Here is a 19,280-nt window from a genome sequence, read left to right as displayed (position 1 = left end):
AAAATAAGCGCCATAAATAAATTAGGTTCGACTCAAATTCGTCTTAAAGTTTATATATTAGGTAGTTTGGTGGGGCGAAAGTATATAAACAACAAAAAAATTACTAGATTAGTCGTCAAACTACCTATTTTGTCGATGAAATACCCTTTTTGCGGAAGATTTTCTGTTTTAATAGATAAAAAAATAACTTTTGGATAACAATACGTTTTAATTATAACAACATAAGACATATTTATCAAAAAAATCGAACAATAAAACTCGTAACTAACTTAAATTCAAACACTAAAACAAACAAAAAAGACATAGTTAAAAATTGCATCTTTGGCATATTTCAATACTATTTTGCATCATTATTGGAGTACATTTTAATAAAAAAACAAATTTTATTAACATTAATAACACAGAATACATAATATTTATCAAAAAAAATTAATAAAAAGTTTATTTCAAAAAATCTACATTTCTTTTAAGTCCATCGAATTTCGTTCTTTTAATTGGTGAATTTTTAAACACTACACGAAATGTTTCTTCGGTAATCTCGATCCACTCTTTTCTTGACATTGCCATAACATCTGGATTGGGATTAAATAATGGTTCAGAGTGTGCTTTCGAAAATCTATTCCATGGACAAACGTCTTGACAAGTATCACACCCAAAAGCCCAATCATCAAACTTTCCTTTCATTTCTTGCGGGATGCTCTCTTTTAATTCAATTGTAAAATAGGAAATACATTTGCTTCCATCAACAACATAAGGAGCGACAATTGCTTCTGTTGGGCATGCATCAATACACGCAGTACAGGAACCACAGTGATCTGTTGCAGCATAGTCATATTCTAAGTCCAAATCTAAAATTAGTTCTGCTATAAAGTAAAAAGAACCTACTTTTTGAGTAATTAAATTACTGTTTTTACCAATCCAGCCTAGGCCACTTTTTGCTGCCCAAGCTTTATCTAAAACTGGTGCAGAATCTACAAATACGCGTCCAGTAACGTCTCCTATTTGCTCCTGAATTGAATGAAGTAATTCTTTAAGCTTTTCTTTAATTACAAAATGGTAATCTTGTCCATAGGCATATTTTGATATCTTAAAACTATCTTTTTCTTGAGTTTCTGATGGATAATAATTAAGTAAAAGCGACACAACACTTTTGGAATCATCGACTAATAAAGTAGGATCTAATCGCTTATCGAAGTGGTTTTCCATATAAGCCATTTGACCATTATGGTTTTTATTCAACCAATTTTCTAAACGTGGTGCTTCTTTCTCTAAAAAACCAGCCTTAGATATACCACAAGACAAAAATCCGAGTCTTTTGGCTTCGGATTTAATAAATTGTGAATATGTACTTTTAGAATTTATCAACGTGAAATTATCTAGAAACGGTTTTAGCACTGATGAGAACGACATCCTTTTTCTTGAAATCCTTCCTTTGCAAGGATTTTAAGAAAAAAATATAGTAAACAGCAGGGCAAGAGCGGAGCGAACTGCCAAAGTAAATAGCTTAAAAAATTAAAATAATCCGCCTTGAATGTTCGTGTTTATCTTGCCTAAATGTTTATATGCTTTATCAGTAACTTCTCGCCCTCTTGGAGTTCTCATAATAAATCCTTCTTGAATTAAGAATGGTTCATATACCTCTTCGATGGTTTCGCTACTTTCAGAAACTGCCGTTGCAAGTGTAGACAATCCAACTGGCCCTCCTTTGAACTTGCTAATTATAGTAAGAAGAATTTTATTATCCATCTCATCTAAACCATGTGCATCGACATTTAATGCTTTTAAAGCATATTGAGCAATACTCAAATCGATTGTTCCGTTTCCTTTAATTTGTGCAAAATCTCGAACACGTCGCAACAAAGCATTTGCAATACGAGGAGTTCCACGACTACGTCCTGCAATCTCGATTGCAGCATCTAATGAAATTGGCATTTTTAATATAGAAGCACTTCTTTCTACAATTGTAGTTAAAAGTTCTGTAGTATAATATTGTAATCGTGATGAAATACCAAAACGAGCTCGCATTGGGGCTGTAAGTAAACCTGAACGCGTTGTCGCTCCAATTAAAGTAAAAGGATTTAAGTTAATTTGTACTGTTCTTGCATTTGGCCCGGATTCTATCATGATGTCTATTTTAAAATCTTCCATTGCTGAGTACAAATACTCTTCAACGATTGGGCTCAATCGGTGGATTTCATCTATGAACAAAACATCTCTTTCATCAAGATTAGTTAGCAAACCAGCTAAATCTCCTGGTTTATCTAAAACTGGCCCTGATGTAATCTTAATTCCAACCTCTAACTCATTGGCAAGTATATTGGCCAAAGTTGTTTTCCCTAGTCCCGGAGGCCCATGAAAAAGTGTATGATCTAATGCTTCATTACGTTGGTTGGCTGCTGCTACAAAGACTTTCAGATTTTCTAAAACCTGGTCCTGACCTGCAAAATCATCAAATGATAGTGGCCTTAATCTTTTCTCAAGATCAAATTCTTCTGGATTATAGCTATTCGTAGTTGGATCTAAATTCTCATTCATTGAGCAAAGATAGATAAAGAAAAAATAAGACAAAAAAAAACCTCTACTAAGAGTAGAGGTTTTAAATATTTTTAGTGATGAAGAACTTCTTCTCCTTCTTTCATTGGTACGTTTTGAGGTACAAAATCAACGTCATAGTTTGGATTACTGTAGTCATATGGCCAACGGTAAACGTGAGGAATTTCTCCTGGCCAGTTTCCGTGAATATGCTCCACTGGTGTAGTCCACTCTAAAGTTGTAGATTTCCATGGGTTTTGTACTGCTTTCTTACCGTAGAAAATACTACTAAAGAAGTTATACAAGAATACCAATTGGAAAACTCCTCCTACTAAAGCAAATACAGTTATTAAAACATTTACATTTTGTAAATCGTCAAATAAAGGAAAGCTTGTATTTGTATAATAACGTCTTGGTAAACCTGCTAATCCGATAAAGTGCATTGGGAAAAATACTCCGTAAGCACAAACTGCAGTTACCCAAAAGTGAATATAACCTAAGTTTTTATTTAACATTCTTCCATACATTTTAGGGAACCAGTGGTAAATACCAGCAAACATTCCATAAAGTGCAGAGATACCCATTACTAAGTGAAAGTGAGCAATTACAAAGTAAGTATCGTGAACGTTAATATCTAAAGTACTATCTCCTAAAATGATCCCTGTTAAACCTCCAGTGATGAAAGTAGAAACCATTCCGATAGAGAATAACATTGCAGGATTAAATTGTAAGTTACCTTTCCATAAAGTTGTAATCCAGTTGAACGCTTTTACAGCAGAAGGAATTGCAATCAATAAAGTTGTAAATGTAAATACAGATCCTAAAAATGGATTCATCCCTGAAACGAACATGTGGTGACCCCAAACGATTGTTGAAAGGAAAGCAATTGCCAAAACTGACATAATCATCGCTCTGTATCCAAAAATTGGTTTACGAGAATTCGTAGCCATAATTTCAGAAACAAGTCCCATTGCAGGTAAGATAACAATATATACCTCAGGGTGTCCTAAGAACCAAAATAAGTGTTCGAACAAAACTGGTGAACCACCTTGGTAATGTAAAACTTCTCCAGCGATATAAATATCAGATAAGAAGAATGAAGTACCAAAACTTCTATCAAAAATCAACAATAATGCTGCTGATAATAATACTGGGAATGAAATAACTCCAATAATTGCAGTTACAAAAAATGTCCATATGGTTAAAGGTAATCTAGTCATAGACATCCCTTTTGTTCTTAAATTTATAACAGTAACGATATAATTTAGAGATCCCATTAATGATGAAGCAATAAATATTGCCATAGAAATCAACCATAAAGTCATACCAGTTCCTGAACCAGGAATCGCTTGTGGTAAAGCACTTAGTGGAGGATAAATCGTCCATCCAGAAGAAGCAGGTCCAGCTTCAACAAATAAAGAAGACAACATTATTACTGCTGATAAGAAGAACAACCAGTAAGATACCATGTTCATAAATCCAGAAGCCATATCTCGTGCTCCAATTTGAAGTGGAATCAATAAGTTACTAAACGTACCACTCAAACCGGCAGTTAAAACGAAGAATACCATGATGGTACCATGAATGGTTACCAACGCAAGATAAACGTCATTAGTCATAACCCCGTCTGGTGCAAACTTATCTCCTAATAAAACATTGAAAATTTTGAAAGACTCTTCAGGCCATGCTAATTGCATTCTAAAAAGCAAGGACATTGCAATACCAATTACCCCCATAATAATACCCGTAATAAGGTATTGCTTGGCAATCATTTTGTGATCAATACTAAAGATATATTTAGTAATGAATGTGTCTTTATGGTGGTGTTCGTGTTCGTGATCTTGTCCGTGATCGTGACCTTCTGCTGACATATATGTATACTTTAAATTTCTTAAATAAATATTATTTCATAGCTACTTTAGGAGCTTCTACTTTAGCAGTAGTATCTACTTTAGTAGTATCAGTACTTCCTGCCGCACCTTCTGTTGGAGCTGGAGCTACTGCCGCTTTAATATCCTGAGCTAATGTTGCTTTATCGCTTAACCATTTTTTATAATCTTCTGGAGTATCAACTACAATTTTCATTTGCATGTTATAGTGTGATGTACCACAAATTTTATTACAAAGTAACAAATAATCAAAAGTATAAGGATCTAAAGCTGTTTCACCTTTTGCTACTAAATCAACACTTTTCTTAGAACGAATAGAATTAATATGAGCAACTTTTTCTACCATGTATGGTAACTCTCTATATTCTGAAGTAGTGTAAACTGGCGTAAAAGCAAATTCAGTAACCATTCCAGGAACACAGTTCATTTGCGCTCTAAAGTGAGGCATGTAAGCTGAGTGTAATACATCTTGAGAACGCATTTTGAAGTGCACTTTCTTTCCTTTTGGGATATGCAATTCTGAAACAACAATATCATCTTGTGAATATGGATCAGACATATCAACACCTAATGTGTTAACACCTTCAATTAATCTTACGTTAGCTTTTCCTAAAACATTATCTGGTCCAGCATATCTTGCAGTCCATTTAAACTGTTGAGCGTATAATTCGATAACGATTGTATCTTCATCTTCATCAACAAACATAATATTATTCCAAGCATACAATCCATAAAGAATTAATCCTGCCAACACAACTGCTGGGATAACACTCCAAAGTGCCTCTAATCTATTATTATCTGCAAAATATAATGCTTTTTTATCTTTATCTCCTTTATATTTAAAAGAAAAATAATAAAGTAAACCTTGAGTAATAAATTGAACTACGAAAATTAAAACCCAAGTAATGTTCATAAGACTATCAACCAAGCTACCGTGCTCAGAAGCTGGTGTATGTAATACTAATGGCCCCCATTTTATCAATCCATATATAGTAAATATATATATGAATGCTAAAAACCCGAACATCAAATATCCTTGAACATTATTATCGTTATCAGATGCAACCTGAGAATCGTCCGAATTTGCACCTACCTGAGTAAGATCAAATATCTTGGTCAATTGCCATAATGCTACAGCTAATAAAACTAAAACTATAATTACCAACAAACTTGTCATCTGTTTATTTCTTTAAATATTAATAATGAAAATGTTTACTTTCTTCTATAAATGGATTTCTTTTTGGTAACAAAGGAGCTTTAGTTAATGCAGTGAAAACTACAAAAATAAACAATCCTAAGAAGAAAAGTACTGATGCAATTTCTGGAACACCAATAAACCATCTATCCCCTACCGTACCAGGCATAATCATATTAAAGAAATCAAGATAATGTCCTAATAAAATTATAACTCCTGCCATAACGATAACCCAACTGATTCTCTTGAAATCTGTATTGATTAAAATCAATAATGGGAAAAGGAAATTCATAACAACCGCTCCAAAGAAAGGAAGATTATAAAGTTGTATTCTAGTTACAAAATAAGTTACCTCTTCAGGTATATTAGCATACCATATTAACATGAATTGTGAGAACCATAAATAAGTCCAAAAAACACTAATACCAAACATGAATTTAGCAAGGTCATGAATATGACTTGTATTCACGAACTCTAAATACCCTTTAGATTTTAAGTATACAGTTACTAATGCAATTGTAGTGATACCACTTACAAAGAAACTAGCAAATACATACCATCCAAACAAAGTACTGTACCAGTGTGGATCAATAGACATAATCCAATCCCAAGACATAATAGACTCAGAAACGATAAAGAATACTAAGAATCCCGCAGTCATTTTGAAATTCTTCTTATAGTTCAAATCATCATTAGCTTCATCTTGAGCCAAACATCTTTGTCTTGTATAATAATTATACAAATTCCACCCAATTAAAAATATAGCTGCTCTAATAATCCAGAAAGGAAAATTTAAATAACCTGCTTTATTAGCAATAATAGCATCATAATTAGGACTAGTAGGATCTGTTACTCCATCTGCCATCCATACAAATATATGGTTAAAGTGAAGTCCACAAAGTACTAAAATTACAAAAAATATAGCAGAACCAACAGGTAAATAAGCAGTTATACCTTGCATAACTCTAAATAGTACCGGTGACCATCCTGCTTGTGCAACGTGTTGAATAGCATAAAATGCAAGAACCCCCATAGAAAGTAGCAAAAAGAAGATACTCGCAACATATAATGCTGACCATGGTTTGTTTTGCAATTGGTGCAAAACATGATTTAAATGCTTATTATGCTCATCAGCAGCACTAACTTGAGCGTGTTCTTTTTTTCCTTCAGCATGTGCTTCATGAGCTGGCTCAGCAGCATCATGAGCTACGACAGCATGTGCACCATGAGCAGACTCAGCAGTAGCATGAGTAGCTTCACCGTGACCTCCATGAGATTCAGCAGCTAGAATTTTTTCAACTTCTTGAATATCTTTAGGTGCATTTAAAAAACCATACCCAATACCCAAAAGACCTAAGGCCATTAAGATGAAAGAAAAAGTTTTTAATTTACTTGAAAATGTATACATATCTAATACGATCAGTTTGTTCAACAATTATTATAATTGGCTTTTTAGTTTTAGAACATAGTCAGCAACTAACCAACGTTCGTGAGTACTTAATTGATTTGCATGAGAACCCATTGCATTTAATCCGTAAGTCTCAACATGAAAAATACTTCCCTCAGTGATTTCTCTATCTTTATAGCTAGGAACTCCAAGAAATTTTTCTCTTTCTACCAATTTACCTTTTCCATTTCCAGTTGCACCATGACAACTCATACAATAGATATCAAAAAGTTCTTTTCCTTTTTCTGAATTTCTATCTAAAGAATCTAAAGGTGATTTTAAATTAGCTTTTGCTAATTCATAACCTGCTGTAGAATTCTCATATTCATAAGGTTCAAAACCTCTATTTATAGTTCCGTTTGCAGGAAGTTGAGCTTCCTTTCCTCCTTTAAATACATTAGCTTCTGCATATGGTTCATACGCTAAAGACTCATACATATTAGGGAAGTACTGATAGTTTGGTGCCGAAATATTGTGGCATGATGAAACTAAAATAGTTATACCAACTAAAAGTGTTATTTTATATATACCTTTCATAGCTACAATTAATTCTTTTCTATTACTTTAACTTCTACAGCTCCCGTGTTTTGGAAAAAAGAAACTAATTCTTCTTCGTTATTGTTAACAGCAACTTCCATTAAGAAATGGTCATCTGTTGTTCTTACATCCGGGTTTTCTGCTTCTTTAAATGGCCATAATCTACTTCTCATATAGAAAGTAATTACCATTAAGTGGGCTGCGAAAAACACAGTCATTTCAAACATAATTGGCACGAATGCTGGCATATTCTGAATGAAACTGAAACTTGGTTTTCCACCAATATCCTGAGGCCAGTCATGAATCATAATGTAACTCATCATCACAGTCGCTACAGTGATACCAACACATCCATATAAGAAAGAACATATTGCTAATCTTGTAGGCGCTAAGCCCATTGCTTTATCCAATCCGTGTACCGGAAATGGAGTAAATACCTCTTCAATATGATGATGTGCAGCTCTAGTTTTCTTTACAGCATCCATCAAAATATCATCGTCATTATAAATGGCGTATATAACTTTATTACTCATGATGTGAATCTTTATTTGCTCTTTCTCTTATGTAATTATCTCCTGTTCCTTTCAAAATAGTTTTCACCTCTGCCTGAGCAATAACTGGGAATGTTCTAGAGTAAAGTAAAAACAATACGAAGAAGAAACCAATTGTTCCGATGAAAATTCCAATATCAACAAATGTTGGTGAAAACATTGTCCAAGAAGATGGAAGATAATCTCTATGTAAAGAAGTAACAATAATTACGAATCTTTCAAACCACATTCCGATGTTTACAACAATCGAAATTATAAATGAGAACATGATACTTGTTCTTAGTTTTTTGAACCACATGAATTGTGGAGAGAAAACATTACAAGTCATCATTGACCAATATGCCCACCAGTAAGGTCCAGTAGCTCTATTTAAGAATGCATATTGCTCGTATTCTACTCCTGAATACCAAGCTACGAATAACTCAGTGATATAAGCAACCCCTACGATAGATCCCGTAATCATAATTACGATATTCATTAATTCGATATGTTGGATTGTAATATAAGCTTCAAGATTAGAAACTTTTCTCATAATGATCAACAATGTATTTACCATTGCAAATCCAGAGAAAACCGCTCCTGCAACGAAGTAAGGAGGGAAAATTGTTGTATGCCATCCTGGAATTACAGATGTTGCAAAGTCCATAGATACAATTGTGTGTACAGAAAGTACAAGTGGAGTCGCTAAACCTGCAAGTACTAAAGATACTTCTTCAAAACGTTGCCAGTCTTTTGCTCTACCGCTCCATCCAAAACTTAGGATAGAATAAACTCTTTTATTAAAAGGTGTTATTGCTCTATCACGTAGCATTGCAAAATCAGGTAACAAACCAGTCCACCAGAAAACTAATGATACTGAAAGATACGTAGAGATGGCAAAAACGTCCCAAAGTAATGGTGAGTTAAAGTTTACCCATAATGAACCAAATTGGTTTGGTATAGGCAATACCCAGTATGCTAACCATGGACGTCCCATGTGAATAATTGGAAATAAACCTGCTTGTACAACAGAGAAAATTGTCATTGCTTCGGCAGAACGGTTAATCGCCATTCTCCATCGTTGACGGAAAAGTAATAATACTGCTGAAATCAAAGTTCCGGCGTGACCAATACCTACCCACCAAACAAAGTTTGTGATATCCCAAGCCCAACCAACTGTTTTATTTAATCCCCATGTTCCGATACCTGTAGATACGGTGTAAATTATACAGCCTAATCCCCAAAGGAAAGCTGTTAATGCGATTGTAAATACAATCCACCAATGTTTATTTGCTTTACCTTCAACAGGCGCAGCTACATCTACAGTTACATCGTGATAAGATTTATCACCTATAACTAAAGGTTTTCTAATGGGTGCTTCGTAGTGAGACGACATAATCCTTTATATTGTTTCTTAATTAATAATTTTTTGTACTAAGTATTTCTAACTTTAACGTGATAAATCACATTAGGTTTTGTTCCAACATGCTCTAATAAATGATACATTCTATCATCAGCGGCTAATTTAGTCACTTGGCTTTCTTTATCATTTACATCTCCAAATATCATAGCTCCTGAAGAACAAGCATTAGAACAAGCTGTCTGGAATTCACCATCAACTACTGATCTACCTTCATTCTTAGCTTTTAATATTGTAGCTTGTGTCATTTGAATACACATAGAACATTTCTCCATAACTCCACGAGAACGAACGTTTACGTCTGGGTTTAACACCATACGACCTAAATCATCATTCATGTGATAATCAAATTCACTGTTTTTGTTATACAAGAACCAGTTGAAACGACGTACTTTATACGGACAGTTATTAGCACAGTAACGAGTACCAACACATCTGTTATAAGCCATTTGGTTTTGTCCTTGACGACCGTGTGAAGTTGCAGCAACTGGGCATACAGTTTCACAAGGAGCGTGGTTACAATGCTGACACATTACTGGTTGGAAAGAAACTTGTGGATTATCTCCAGCTTTTTCCATTTCATTAAATGTAGACAATGAACTTGACAATCCCGCAATATTATCTTTTCTTTCGTTATCTCCAGCAAAAGTACTTTCAGAAGAATAATATCTATCGATACGCAACCAGTGCATATCACGACTTCTTCTTACTTCCGATTTACCTACTACTGGTACGTTGTTTTCAGCGTGACAAGCTATAACACAAGCCCCACATCCAGTACAAGCATTTAAATCAATTGAAAGATTAAAGTGATGACCAGTTGAACGATCAAACGAATCCCATAAATCTACAGATGTAGCATTTACTTCATTGTGATCCAAAGATACTTTTGGTTGTTCGTTCCAAAATTCAGCATCTTTAGTATTAAATATCTCAAGAGAGGTTTCTTTAATAATATCTCCTCTTCCCATTAAAGTTTTTTGACCTTGGACACAAGCAAACTCATGTTCTCCGCTAGCTTTTGCAAGTTTTACAGATTGAATGTCATTAAAACCTTTATATAAAGAGTAAGCATTTAAACCTACAATCATTTCTTCTTTTAGAGCCGCTTTACGTCCGTAACCTAAAGCCAATCCAATAGTTCCTACTGCTTGTCCTGGCTGAACAATTACTGGTACATTTTCAAGTTTAACTCCATCTGCTGTTGTAATAGTAGCATAACTTCCGTTTAACCCACCATTTGCAACAATCTCATTAGTCATATTCAATGACTTAGCATCAGCGTTAGAAACTGTCACATAGTTATCCCAAGAAACTCTTGTGATTGGATCTGGAAACTCTTGCAACCAAGGGTTGTTAGCTTGTTGTCCATCTCCCATTCCTGTTTTAGTATACAATACTAATTCGAAATCACCTAAAGCTTTTGATTGTGATACTGCATTTGCAGCAGCAGTATAATCAACAGATCCTGCAGAAAGTGCCGTAGAGCTTCCTACAAAAATACCATCATGTAATACTTTATTCCAGCTAGAACCTGCAATTATTCCAGAAGCGTTAGCTTTGATATAATCATAAAAAGTTCCAGAAGCTCCTGTTAGAGATAATAAAACATCTTGAAATTGTTTTGTATCAAATATAGGACGGATAGTCGGTTGAGTAAGACCATAAGTTCCTTTTGTAATAGACACATCATTCCAAGACTCTAAGTAATGAGGAACTGGAGCAGCAATTGTAGAAAGCAAAGCAGTTTCATCCTCTTTTAAAGAAAAAGCAACTGATGTTTTAACTTTTTTCAATCCTGTAGCAAAAGATTCGCTATCTGCTAATGTATAAACTGGATTAACACCACTCATAAGTAAAGTATGAACGCTTCCTGCTTTCATATCATTAATTAACTGAGCAACTTTAGCGTCAGATCCTTTTCTTATTTGTCTTGTTTCAGAAGTAGTAAAAGCTTCACTTGCCAACGCTTGGTTGATAGCCAAAACTAATAACTGAGCATTTTTATCTTGAATACCAGATACCAATACTCCTTTTGAACCAGCAGCTTTTAATTGTTGAGCTGCTTTTGTAACTTCAGCTTTGAACTGGCTGTCTAAACTAACAGCAACAGAAGAACCTGTTACAATATTGTATATAAGTACTAATGCTTGTTTTTGATTTGCAGTTGACATAGGCAAACGCTTATCAGCAGCAGCACCAGACAAAGTCATGTTTGCTTCTAATTGGAAGTGACGAGACATTTTTCCATTTCTTGGAATACGTCCTTGTGCGTAAGCAGCGTCATACCCTCCTCCTTGCCAATCTCCTAAAAAGTCAGCTCCTACCGAAACGATAAGTGATGCTTTTGAGAAATCGTAATTAACTAAAGCTCTTTCACCATAAACCGTTTCAAATGCATCCAAAGCAGATGATGACGAAACTGCGTCATATACAACATGTTTTGCATTAGGGTTTTTAGCTATAAACTCAGCTATTAATTTTTCAGTCGATGGACTTGCTAAAGTATTTGTTAACAAAACAATTTGTCCACCTTTAGCATTTGCCTCAGCAATACTAGATTTAATTTTTAAATCAACAGCAGACCAAGTTGCATTTTTTCCTTCCAACTTTGGTTCTTTCAAACGCATACTATCATACAATGATAATATAGACGCATGAATTCTAGCATTGGCTGAAAATTTCGCTCCTGAAATTGTGTTGTTGTCAATTTTAATAGGACGCCCTTCACGTGTCTTTACTAAAAGATTAGCAAAATCGAAACCATCAAAAACAGTAGTAGCATAATAATCTGCTATTCCTGGTATGATTTGTTCTGGTTGAAGTACATAAGGTATCGATTTGTGAACAGGGCCTTCGCAAGCTGCAAGCGTTACTGCTGCAGTACTAAACCCAACGTACTTTAAAAAGTCACGACGCGATGTTGAAGAAGAAGCCAAAGCTCCTTCATTTCCTAAAAATTCATCAGTAGGAATTTCTTCAACAAATTCGTTATTTCTAAGCGCCTCAACAATAGAACTATTTTCGTCTAGCTCTTCAACACTTTTCCAGTATTTTTTGTTTGATGACATTGTATATAAATATTAAAATCTTAATAATTTGATTAATAGTGGCATTTACCACACTCTAAACCTCCCATTTGCGCTGCAGTCAATTTCTCTACACCGTATTTTTTAGAAAGCTCTTCGTGTATTTTAGTATAATACTCATTCCCTTCCATCTTAACATCAGTTTTTCTATGGCAATCAATACACCATCCCATTGTTAACTTAGAATATTGTTTCATGATTTCATACTCTTGTACTGGACCGTGACAAGTTTGACATTCAATACCAGCAACTGTAACGTGTTGTGAGTGATTAAAATAAACGAAATCAGGTAAATTATGAATACGAACCCATTTTACTGGTTGCGTTTTCCCTGTATACGTTTGAGTTGTTTTATCCCAACCAACAGCGTTGTATAATTTTTGTATTTGTTCATCGTAAAAAGCTTTACTGTACTCTGGTGTAGCAGTAGTTTCAGCAACCTCTGAAATATTTTTATGACAGTTCATACAAACATTTAAAGATGGAATACCTGCAGTTTTACTTACACGTGAAGCAGAGTGACAATATTTACAATTGATCTCGTTATCTCCTGCGTGAATTTTATGAGAATAATGTATTGGCTGAATTGGCTCATAATTCTGATCAACACCTACTTGCATTAAGTAACCGTAAACAAAATAACCACTTGCTAACAATAAGAATATTGAAGCAACTAAAACCAAAAATTGATTTCTAGCAAACGCTTTCCATAAAGAAACTCTAGGCTCTTTAGGAGTAACATCGATTCCATTTGCTTTAGCAACTTTTCTTAAAACATTGTTTACTAAGTAAAGCATCACTACCAACATACCCATTACAAGAGCAAGTGCTCCTAGGATAACATTATTAGAGATAGAACCGCTTTCTCCCCCTGTTCCTGGTACAGCAGTAGTAGCAGTTGCAGCTGGAGCTTCAGCTTTAGGAGTAGATGTATAAGCAATAATATTATCTATGTCTCCCTCTGACAATTGAGGAAACGAAGTCATTACAGCCTTGTTATGATCTGCAAAAAGCTTCACAGCCACAGGATCACCTGACTTAATCATGTCAGAACTATTATGAATCCACTTGTAAAGCCAAGCTTTATCATGTTTTTCCGCCACGCCCCTTAATTCAGGACCTGTCGATTTTCCATCTAGTTTGTGACATGCAGCACAATTTGCATTAAAAAGTTCTTTACCCTTTACCGGATCACCTCCTTGAGTTGCTACTGGAGCAGCTTCAGGCGCTGCTGTAGTAGCAGCATCTTGTGCAAATGAACTTAGCGAGAAAATTAACGTTAGCCCTAAGCTTAAAAATAATTTCCTTGAGATCGAATTATGGTTACCCACCTTTTCCATATTGTATAATGATTATCAACTAAAATTTGGTACGGTTTTTTCTGTATATTAATTACACAAAATAGAATACCTTCTTTTAAAACTTGCACAAAAATACAATTTAAGAACTATTCTCAAAACCTTAAAACAGCCTTAAATACCAATTTATATCAATTCTAAATAATTTTTCCAATATCCATTTATATATTAAATACTATTTTTGCATAAAAACCATCACATTATGAGAATTTTAACTCCTAGAAAAAAAGCACTTTACACACTATTACTACTAATTTCAGCATGTAACATTAATGCGCAAGATCAAAACATTACAGTAAATCAAGACCCAAAATTCGAACAATTATTAAACGAAAAACGTAAAATTAACGCGTCAATTAGCGTTAATGATAGCTACAAAATCCAGATTTTTAGTGGCAAGAGTGAAGAAGCAAAAAAAACACTTATGGACTTCAAACAAGAGTTCAAAAACATAGATGGCACCATAATTTTCAATACACCAAATTACAAAGTTATGGTTGGTAATTTTAAAAGCAGAATTGAAGCTGAAAGAAACTTAGTTGATATAAAAAGAAGATACAAAAATGTATTCCTCATCAAACCAGGGAAATAAAAAACACAAACATTAAAACAATCATACAATTACAAACAAAAAGCCATTCAATTTGAATGGCTTTTTGTATTTATTACAAGCTCCTAAAACAACATAATCATCTAGTTTAATTCCAAAATTAAAACCGAAATCGATATGCGTTCCAGAAAATAATTTAAAGATAAACACATTAAAAAAACAATCAAAACTAATTTTAATGCCAAATTCAAAAAGATCAGACCACCCAATTTTCATACTCATTACGAAATACAAAACAACCAATTAACAAACATAGAGAAGATAATTTTTAATTTAAAAATTACCCTAACAACAACTTAATTTCGTGTTAATTATTTCCAACTAATAACACCTTCTTATTCCATATACAAGATTACTTATCACAATGTATTTAATAAAAAATGACAAATAATTAACGCTATTATTCAGCCATAAGATCACCTAAAAACACTTCAAAAAAAATATTTTTAATACCCGAATCGCATTATACATCTTAAATCCTGAATAAAATATCATTCCATACTTAAGAAATTCAAAAAATAAAACAAGAAGAGCATCTACCTACACACATCTAAAATTAAATAACCGGTACAAAATTCAACTAAAGACGCATAACGAAATAAAATTTATCACACTTAACAGCAAGACTCAGTCATTCCTCTAAATTAATCTCAACACGAAAACTTCATACTTACAAAAATAAAGCTATACGTGGCGTTAAACATTTACAAAAAACACATACAATTATACCACTTTCACACATTTTAAAAACAATATACAAACCAAAAACAATCCCTATAAAGAAAGCGGCAATCACAACAACCCTCCTAACAAACTAATATCTTCACACTTTCTAAGCACGTGAATAGTAATACAATCTAAAGCAATCACAATAGAGAACCGACAACCACAACATCATAATCGATATACTGTGTATACCGATGCGTCAGCATTAAATATCACCCCAAAAAACTATCATTGCTCATTGATAAAATTCAACCCTTAAACCGCTTGCTCTAAAGTCACATTAACTACTCTGAACCCAGATTACAATCTACTTTTTAATATTATATTTTACAGCATAACAGCCTACCCAAAATTCACATTCAAAAAAATCACCCATAGCAAACAAAATTAAAAAACACTTATACTAATACAACTTAATACAAGGATGCAACCGTTTCCTGCCTCATCAAATTCTTCAAATCCAAACTACGAATCAAAACAACTTCTAAAACCAACTTTACTATTTTAATCTACACCGAATTATTCACGAAAAGGCATCAAATTCAAAAAACTACACCTACCCTATCCGTTGGAGACAATAGCACCTTATTAAATACAAATAAATGCTCATTTCATACAAATACAACTCACTTAACTAACAAACTAAAATACCAACCAAACCCACACTTAAAACAAATATTTAACACAACATCAAGAATTAACTTTAATACAAACATTTCCATAATCAACGTTCGCTACGATTAGAACAATCTCATTTTCGCTTCTGGCATAAAAAAAGCTCAACCTAAACTATATAAAACTCGACTTTTACAACATCGGCAACAGTTATAAACAAAACGGCCTCATTGATAAAATATCATCCTTACCTCCGCTTTCTATACAACCGTAGAAACCGTCTCAAAACTTACCTCATATTAAATCTCATTGCAAACACCAAAAAAGAGATCAATAAATCATCTCAACTTATTCATTTTTGATTCAAAAAAAACTTTCGGTATTAAACAAAAAAAAATCCCGACAAGTCGGGATTTTCAATATGAAATCTATAAAATATTATTTCAATTTCTTTTTTATTGCTACTTCATGGTAAGCTTCAATTACATCACGCTCTTCGATATCATTAAAGTTCTTAATTTGAATACCACAATCGTATCCTTTACTAACTTCTTTAACATCATCTTTGAAACGTTTCAATGCTAATAACTCTCCAGTAAATACAACAACACCATCTCTGATAACTCTAATTTTAGAGTTTCTTGCTATTTTACCATCCATTACCATACATCCTGCAATAGATCCAACTTTAGAAATTTTGAATATCTCTCTAATTTCTGCAGTACCAAGAATTTCTTCTTTCATCTCTGGAGCCAACATTCCTTCCATTGCATCTTTCAAGTCATCGATAGCTGCATAGATAATAGAGTAGTAACGGATATCAATTTCTTCTTTATCTGCTAATTGTCTTGCATTACCTGCTGGACGAACATTAAATCCGATAATAATCGCATCTGATGCAGAAGCCAACATAACGTCTGTTTCAGTAATCGCTCCAACTCCTTTATGGATAATATTAATTTGAATTTCTTCAGTAGATAATTTAGAGAATGAATCAGATAATGCTTCTACAGAACCATCAACATCTCCTTTAAGGATCACATTCAATTCTTTAAATTGACCAAGAGCAATACGACGTCCAATTTCATCTAACGTAATATGTCTTTGCGTACGTACAGATTGTTCACGCATTAATTGAGAACGTTTTGAAGCAATTTGTTTCGCTTCTTTTTCATCTTCAAATACATTAAACTTATCACCTGCAGTTGCCGCACCATCCAGTCCTAAAACAGACACTGGAGTTGATGGACCAGCTTGTAAAACTGTATGCCCTCTTTCATCATGCATGGCTTTAATTTTACCATGATGTTTACCAGCCAACATATAATCCCCAATTTTAAGCGTTCCGTGTTGAACTAAGATAGTTGAAACATATCCTTTTCCTTTATCTAAGAAAGCCTCTACAACAGTTCCTTGCGCTGCCTTATTTGGGTTTGATTTTAAATCTAAAATCTCTGCCTCTAGCAATACTTTTTCTAATAATTCTTTTACACCTAATCCTGTTTTTGCAGAAATATCATGCGATTGGATTTTTCCTCCCCAATCCTCAACAAGTAAATTCATACTTGCTAATCTTTCTTTTATTTTCTCTGGATTAGCATTTGGCTTATCAACTTTATTGATAGCAAATATAATTGGCACTCCAGCAGCTTGCGCATGAGAAATAGCCTCTTTTGTTTGTGGCATGATATCATCATCTGCCGCAATTACAATAATAGCAATATCCGTAACCTGAGCTCCACGTGCACGCATCGCGGTAAACGCCTCGTGACCTGGTGTATCTAAAAATGCAATTTTTTGACCATTCTCTAATGTTACTCCATATGCTCCAATATGCTGTGTAATACCTCCAGACTCACCAGCGATAACATTTTCTTTACGGATATAATCCAGTAAAGATGTTTTACCGTGATCGACGTGACCCATTACAGTTACAATTGGTGCTCTAACTACTAAATCTTCTTCTTTATCTTCAACTACCTCAATAGCTTCTTCAATATCTACAGTAATAAATTCAACCTCATAACCGAACTCATCAGCTACAATTGTTAATGTTTCTGCATCTAGACGCTGATTCATGGTAACCATGATTCCAAGTGACATACAAGTACCAATAACTTTAGTAATTGGCACATCCATCATGATAGCAATTTCTCCTACAGTAACAAACTCAGTAACCTTAATAGTTTTACTTCCTTCGTCTAAAGCTCTTTGCTCATCATCAGATTTCTGACGGTGCGTATCTCTTTTATCTCTACGGTATTTAGCAGCTTTTGATTTACCACCTTTACCTTGTAATTTCTCAAGCGTCTCTCTAATTTGGTTTTTTACTTCCTCTTCAGTAGGCTCAACCTTAGCTACAATTGCAGGACGGTTTCCTTTTACGAAACCTGGTCTTGAACTTCTGTTAGCATTAAATCCTCCTCCTGCTCCTCCAGTATTTGGAGTAATTTTATTAGGATTTGGTGTTCCTGGTGGCACAGCCGGCCTAGGCGCACCTGGCTTAGGAGCAATTCTTTTACGCTTATTTTTATTAGCGTTATTAGCAGCTGCTCCTGGAGCTCCTGGTTTATTAGGAGTTATCTTTGGATCTTCCTTTTTCTTTTTTGGCTTATTAAATTGAGATAAATCAATTGTCTGTCCTGTAAGAGTCGTTCCAGATAATTTTTGATATTGTGTTGTTATAGATTCTTCAACAGGAGGCGTAACTACAGCAGGCTCCGTTTTTACAACAGGTGCTTTTTCTGCAAGAACCACTACTTCTGGCTTAATTTCTTTTTTCTCTACAACTGGTTTTTCTTCTTTTTTCTCAGTAACAGCAACTGGTGGTTGTACAGGTTGAACTACCTCTTTTTCAACAGGTTTTTCTTCTTTTACAACTTCCTTAGGTGTTTCAACTTTTTCTGGCTCTGCTGCTACTGAAGGAGTGTTTGGAATAATTGCAGGTTTTTTTGGATTTAGATTTATTTTACCAACTTGAACTGGAGCAGTTACAACAGCTCTCGCTTTTATAACCTCTTGTTGTTTTTGGCGCTCTTCGTCTTGCTTGCGTTTGTCTTCAATTTCTTTTTCACGTTCTACACGCAATGCTTCTTTCTCTTTTCTCTTTTCCTCTCCAACTTCTTTAGAAGCCTCCTTATTTCCCTTATCGCCCGCAAATTGGCTTTGTAGGATATTAAATTCCTGATTAGAAATTTTTGCGTTTGGATTTGCATCAATAGCAATTCCCTTATCTTTTAGATAATCCACAGCTCTTTCTAATGAAATATTTAATTCCCTTAAAACCTTGTTTATTCTTATTACTCTCTCTTCAGACATAAAACCTTTTTATT

The 19,280-nt window shown here is 34.1% G+C and carries 12 protein-coding genes; 1 reads left to right on the top strand and 11 read right to left on the bottom strand.

All coding sequences use genetic code 11. The features are described from left to right. Positions 1 to 441: 441 nt before the first annotated feature. The 10 genes from queG to EAG11_RS20495 form a co-directional block, all read right to left on the bottom strand. Positions 442 to 1,365 carry a tRNA epoxyqueuosine(34) reductase QueG gene (gene queG / locus EAG11_RS20540; RefSeq protein ID WP_129540823.1) on the bottom strand — a complete coding sequence of 308 codons (924 nt, stop codon included), beginning with the start codon at positions 1,363 to 1,365 and terminating at the stop codon, positions 442 to 444. A gap of 147 nt (positions 1,366 to 1,512) precedes the next feature. Beyond that, positions 1,513 to 2,535, bottom strand: coding sequence for a Holliday junction branch migration DNA helicase RuvB (gene ruvB, locus EAG11_RS20535; protein ID WP_129540822.1), 1,023 nt, complete (start codon positions 2,533 to 2,535; stop codon positions 1,513 to 1,515). Positions 2,536 to 2,606: 71 nt separating this feature from the next. After that, positions 2,607 to 4,403 (bottom strand): cbb3-type cytochrome c oxidase subunit I, encoded by a 1,797-nt coding sequence (locus tag EAG11_RS20530; protein ID WP_129540821.1) that lies wholly within the window; start codon positions 4,401 to 4,403, stop codon positions 2,607 to 2,609. Between the two features lie 31 nt (positions 4,404 to 4,434). After that, the gene (locus tag EAG11_RS20525; protein ID WP_129540820.1) at positions 4,435 to 5,598 is read right to left on the bottom strand and encodes a cytochrome c oxidase subunit II; all 1,164 of its coding nucleotides are present in this window, start codon (positions 5,596 to 5,598) and stop codon (positions 4,435 to 4,437) included. Between the two features lie 19 nt (positions 5,599 to 5,617). Beyond that, positions 5,618 to 7,024 (bottom strand): quinol:cytochrome C oxidoreductase, encoded by a 1,407-nt coding sequence (locus EAG11_RS20520; RefSeq protein WP_129540819.1) that lies wholly within the window; start codon positions 7,022 to 7,024, stop codon positions 5,618 to 5,620. Between the two features lie 30 nt (positions 7,025 to 7,054). Next, positions 7,055 to 7,600, bottom strand: a complete 546-nt coding sequence (locus EAG11_RS20515; RefSeq protein WP_129540818.1) for a cytochrome c — start codon at positions 7,598 to 7,600, stop codon at positions 7,055 to 7,057. Positions 7,601 to 7,608: 8 nt separating this feature from the next. Continuing rightward, on the bottom strand, positions 7,609 to 8,133 hold the full coding sequence (locus tag EAG11_RS20510) for a DUF3341 domain-containing protein (RefSeq protein WP_129540817.1): 525 nt from the start codon (positions 8,131 to 8,133) through the stop codon (positions 7,609 to 7,611). Beyond that, positions 8,126 to 9,526 carry an NrfD/PsrC family molybdoenzyme membrane anchor subunit gene (gene nrfD, locus EAG11_RS20505; protein WP_035623581.1) on the bottom strand — a complete coding sequence of 467 codons (1,401 nt, stop codon included), beginning with the start codon at positions 9,524 to 9,526 and terminating at the stop codon, positions 8,126 to 8,128. The genes EAG11_RS20510 and nrfD overlap by 8 nt, the downstream gene beginning before the upstream one ends. Positions 9,527 to 9,564: 38 nt before the next feature. Continuing rightward, entirely contained in the window at positions 9,565 to 12,621 is a 3,057-nt protein-coding gene (locus EAG11_RS20500; protein WP_129540816.1) for a TAT-variant-translocated molybdopterin oxidoreductase, read from the bottom strand. A gap of 32 nt (positions 12,622 to 12,653) precedes the next feature. Further along, positions 12,654 to 13,979, bottom strand: coding sequence for a c-type cytochrome (locus tag EAG11_RS20495; protein WP_129540815.1), 1,326 nt, complete (start codon positions 13,977 to 13,979; stop codon positions 12,654 to 12,656). A 220-nt stretch (positions 13,980 to 14,199) separates the two neighbouring features. Between EAG11_RS20495 and EAG11_RS20490 the strand changes: the two genes are divergently transcribed. Next, positions 14,200 to 14,589, top strand: coding sequence for an SPOR domain-containing protein (locus tag EAG11_RS20490; protein ID WP_129540814.1), 390 nt, complete (start codon positions 14,200 to 14,202; stop codon positions 14,587 to 14,589). A gap of 1,797 nt (positions 14,590 to 16,386) precedes the next feature. On the opposite strand, the gene infB is transcribed toward EAG11_RS20490, so the two are convergent. Beyond that, positions 16,387 to 19,266: a translation initiation factor IF-2 gene (infB, locus tag EAG11_RS20485; protein ID WP_129540813.1), complete on the bottom strand. Its 2,880-nt coding sequence runs from the start codon at positions 19,264 to 19,266 to the stop codon at positions 16,387 to 16,389. Between the last annotated feature and the right edge of the window lie 14 nt (positions 19,267 to 19,280).

The sequence above is a fragment of the Flavobacterium sp. 140616W15 genome (assembly GCF_003668995.1).
GTDB lineage: Bacteria > Bacteroidota > Bacteroidia > Flavobacteriales > Flavobacteriaceae > Flavobacterium.
The sequence above is the reverse complement of the archived record's forward strand: the minus strand, read 5'-3'. Positions and strand labels throughout refer to the sequence as shown.

Bases quoted from the DNA above. Each gene is read 5' to 3' on its own strand.
- ruvB (WP_129540822.1), bottom strand. From the start codon at position 2,535: ATGAATGAGAATTTAGATCCAACTACGAATAGCTATAATCCAGAAGAA.
- EAG11_RS20530 (WP_129540821.1), bottom strand. From the start codon at position 4,403: ATGTCAGCAGAAGGTCACGATCACGGACAAGATCACGAACACGAACAC.
- EAG11_RS20525 (WP_129540820.1), bottom strand. From the start codon at position 5,598: ATGACAAGTTTGTTGGTAATTATAGTTTTAGTTTTATTAGCTGTAGCA.
- EAG11_RS20520 (WP_129540819.1), bottom strand. From the start codon at position 7,024: ATGTATACATTTTCAAGTAAATTAAAAACTTTTTCTTTCATCTTAATG.
- EAG11_RS20515 (WP_129540818.1), bottom strand. From the start codon at position 7,600: ATGAAAGGTATATATAAAATAACACTTTTAGTTGGTATAACTATTTTA.
- EAG11_RS20510 (WP_129540817.1), bottom strand. From the start codon at position 8,133: ATGAGTAATAAAGTTATATACGCCATTTATAATGACGATGATATTTTG.
- nrfD (WP_035623581.1), bottom strand. From the start codon at position 9,526: ATGTCGTCTCACTACGAAGCACCCATTAGAAAACCTTTAGTTATAGGT.
- EAG11_RS20500 (WP_129540816.1), bottom strand. From the start codon at position 12,621: ATGTCATCAAACAAAAAATACTGGAAAAGTGTTGAAGAGCTAGACGAA.
- EAG11_RS20495 (WP_129540815.1), bottom strand. From the start codon at position 13,979: ATGGAAAAGGTGGGTAACCATAATTCGATCTCAAGGAAATTATTTTTA.
- EAG11_RS20490 (WP_129540814.1), top strand. From the start codon at position 14,200: ATGAGAATTTTAACTCCTAGAAAAAAAGCACTTTACACACTATTACTA.
- infB (WP_129540813.1), bottom strand. From the start codon at position 19,266: ATGTCTGAAGAGAGAGTAATAAGAATAAACAAGGTTTTAAGGGAATTA.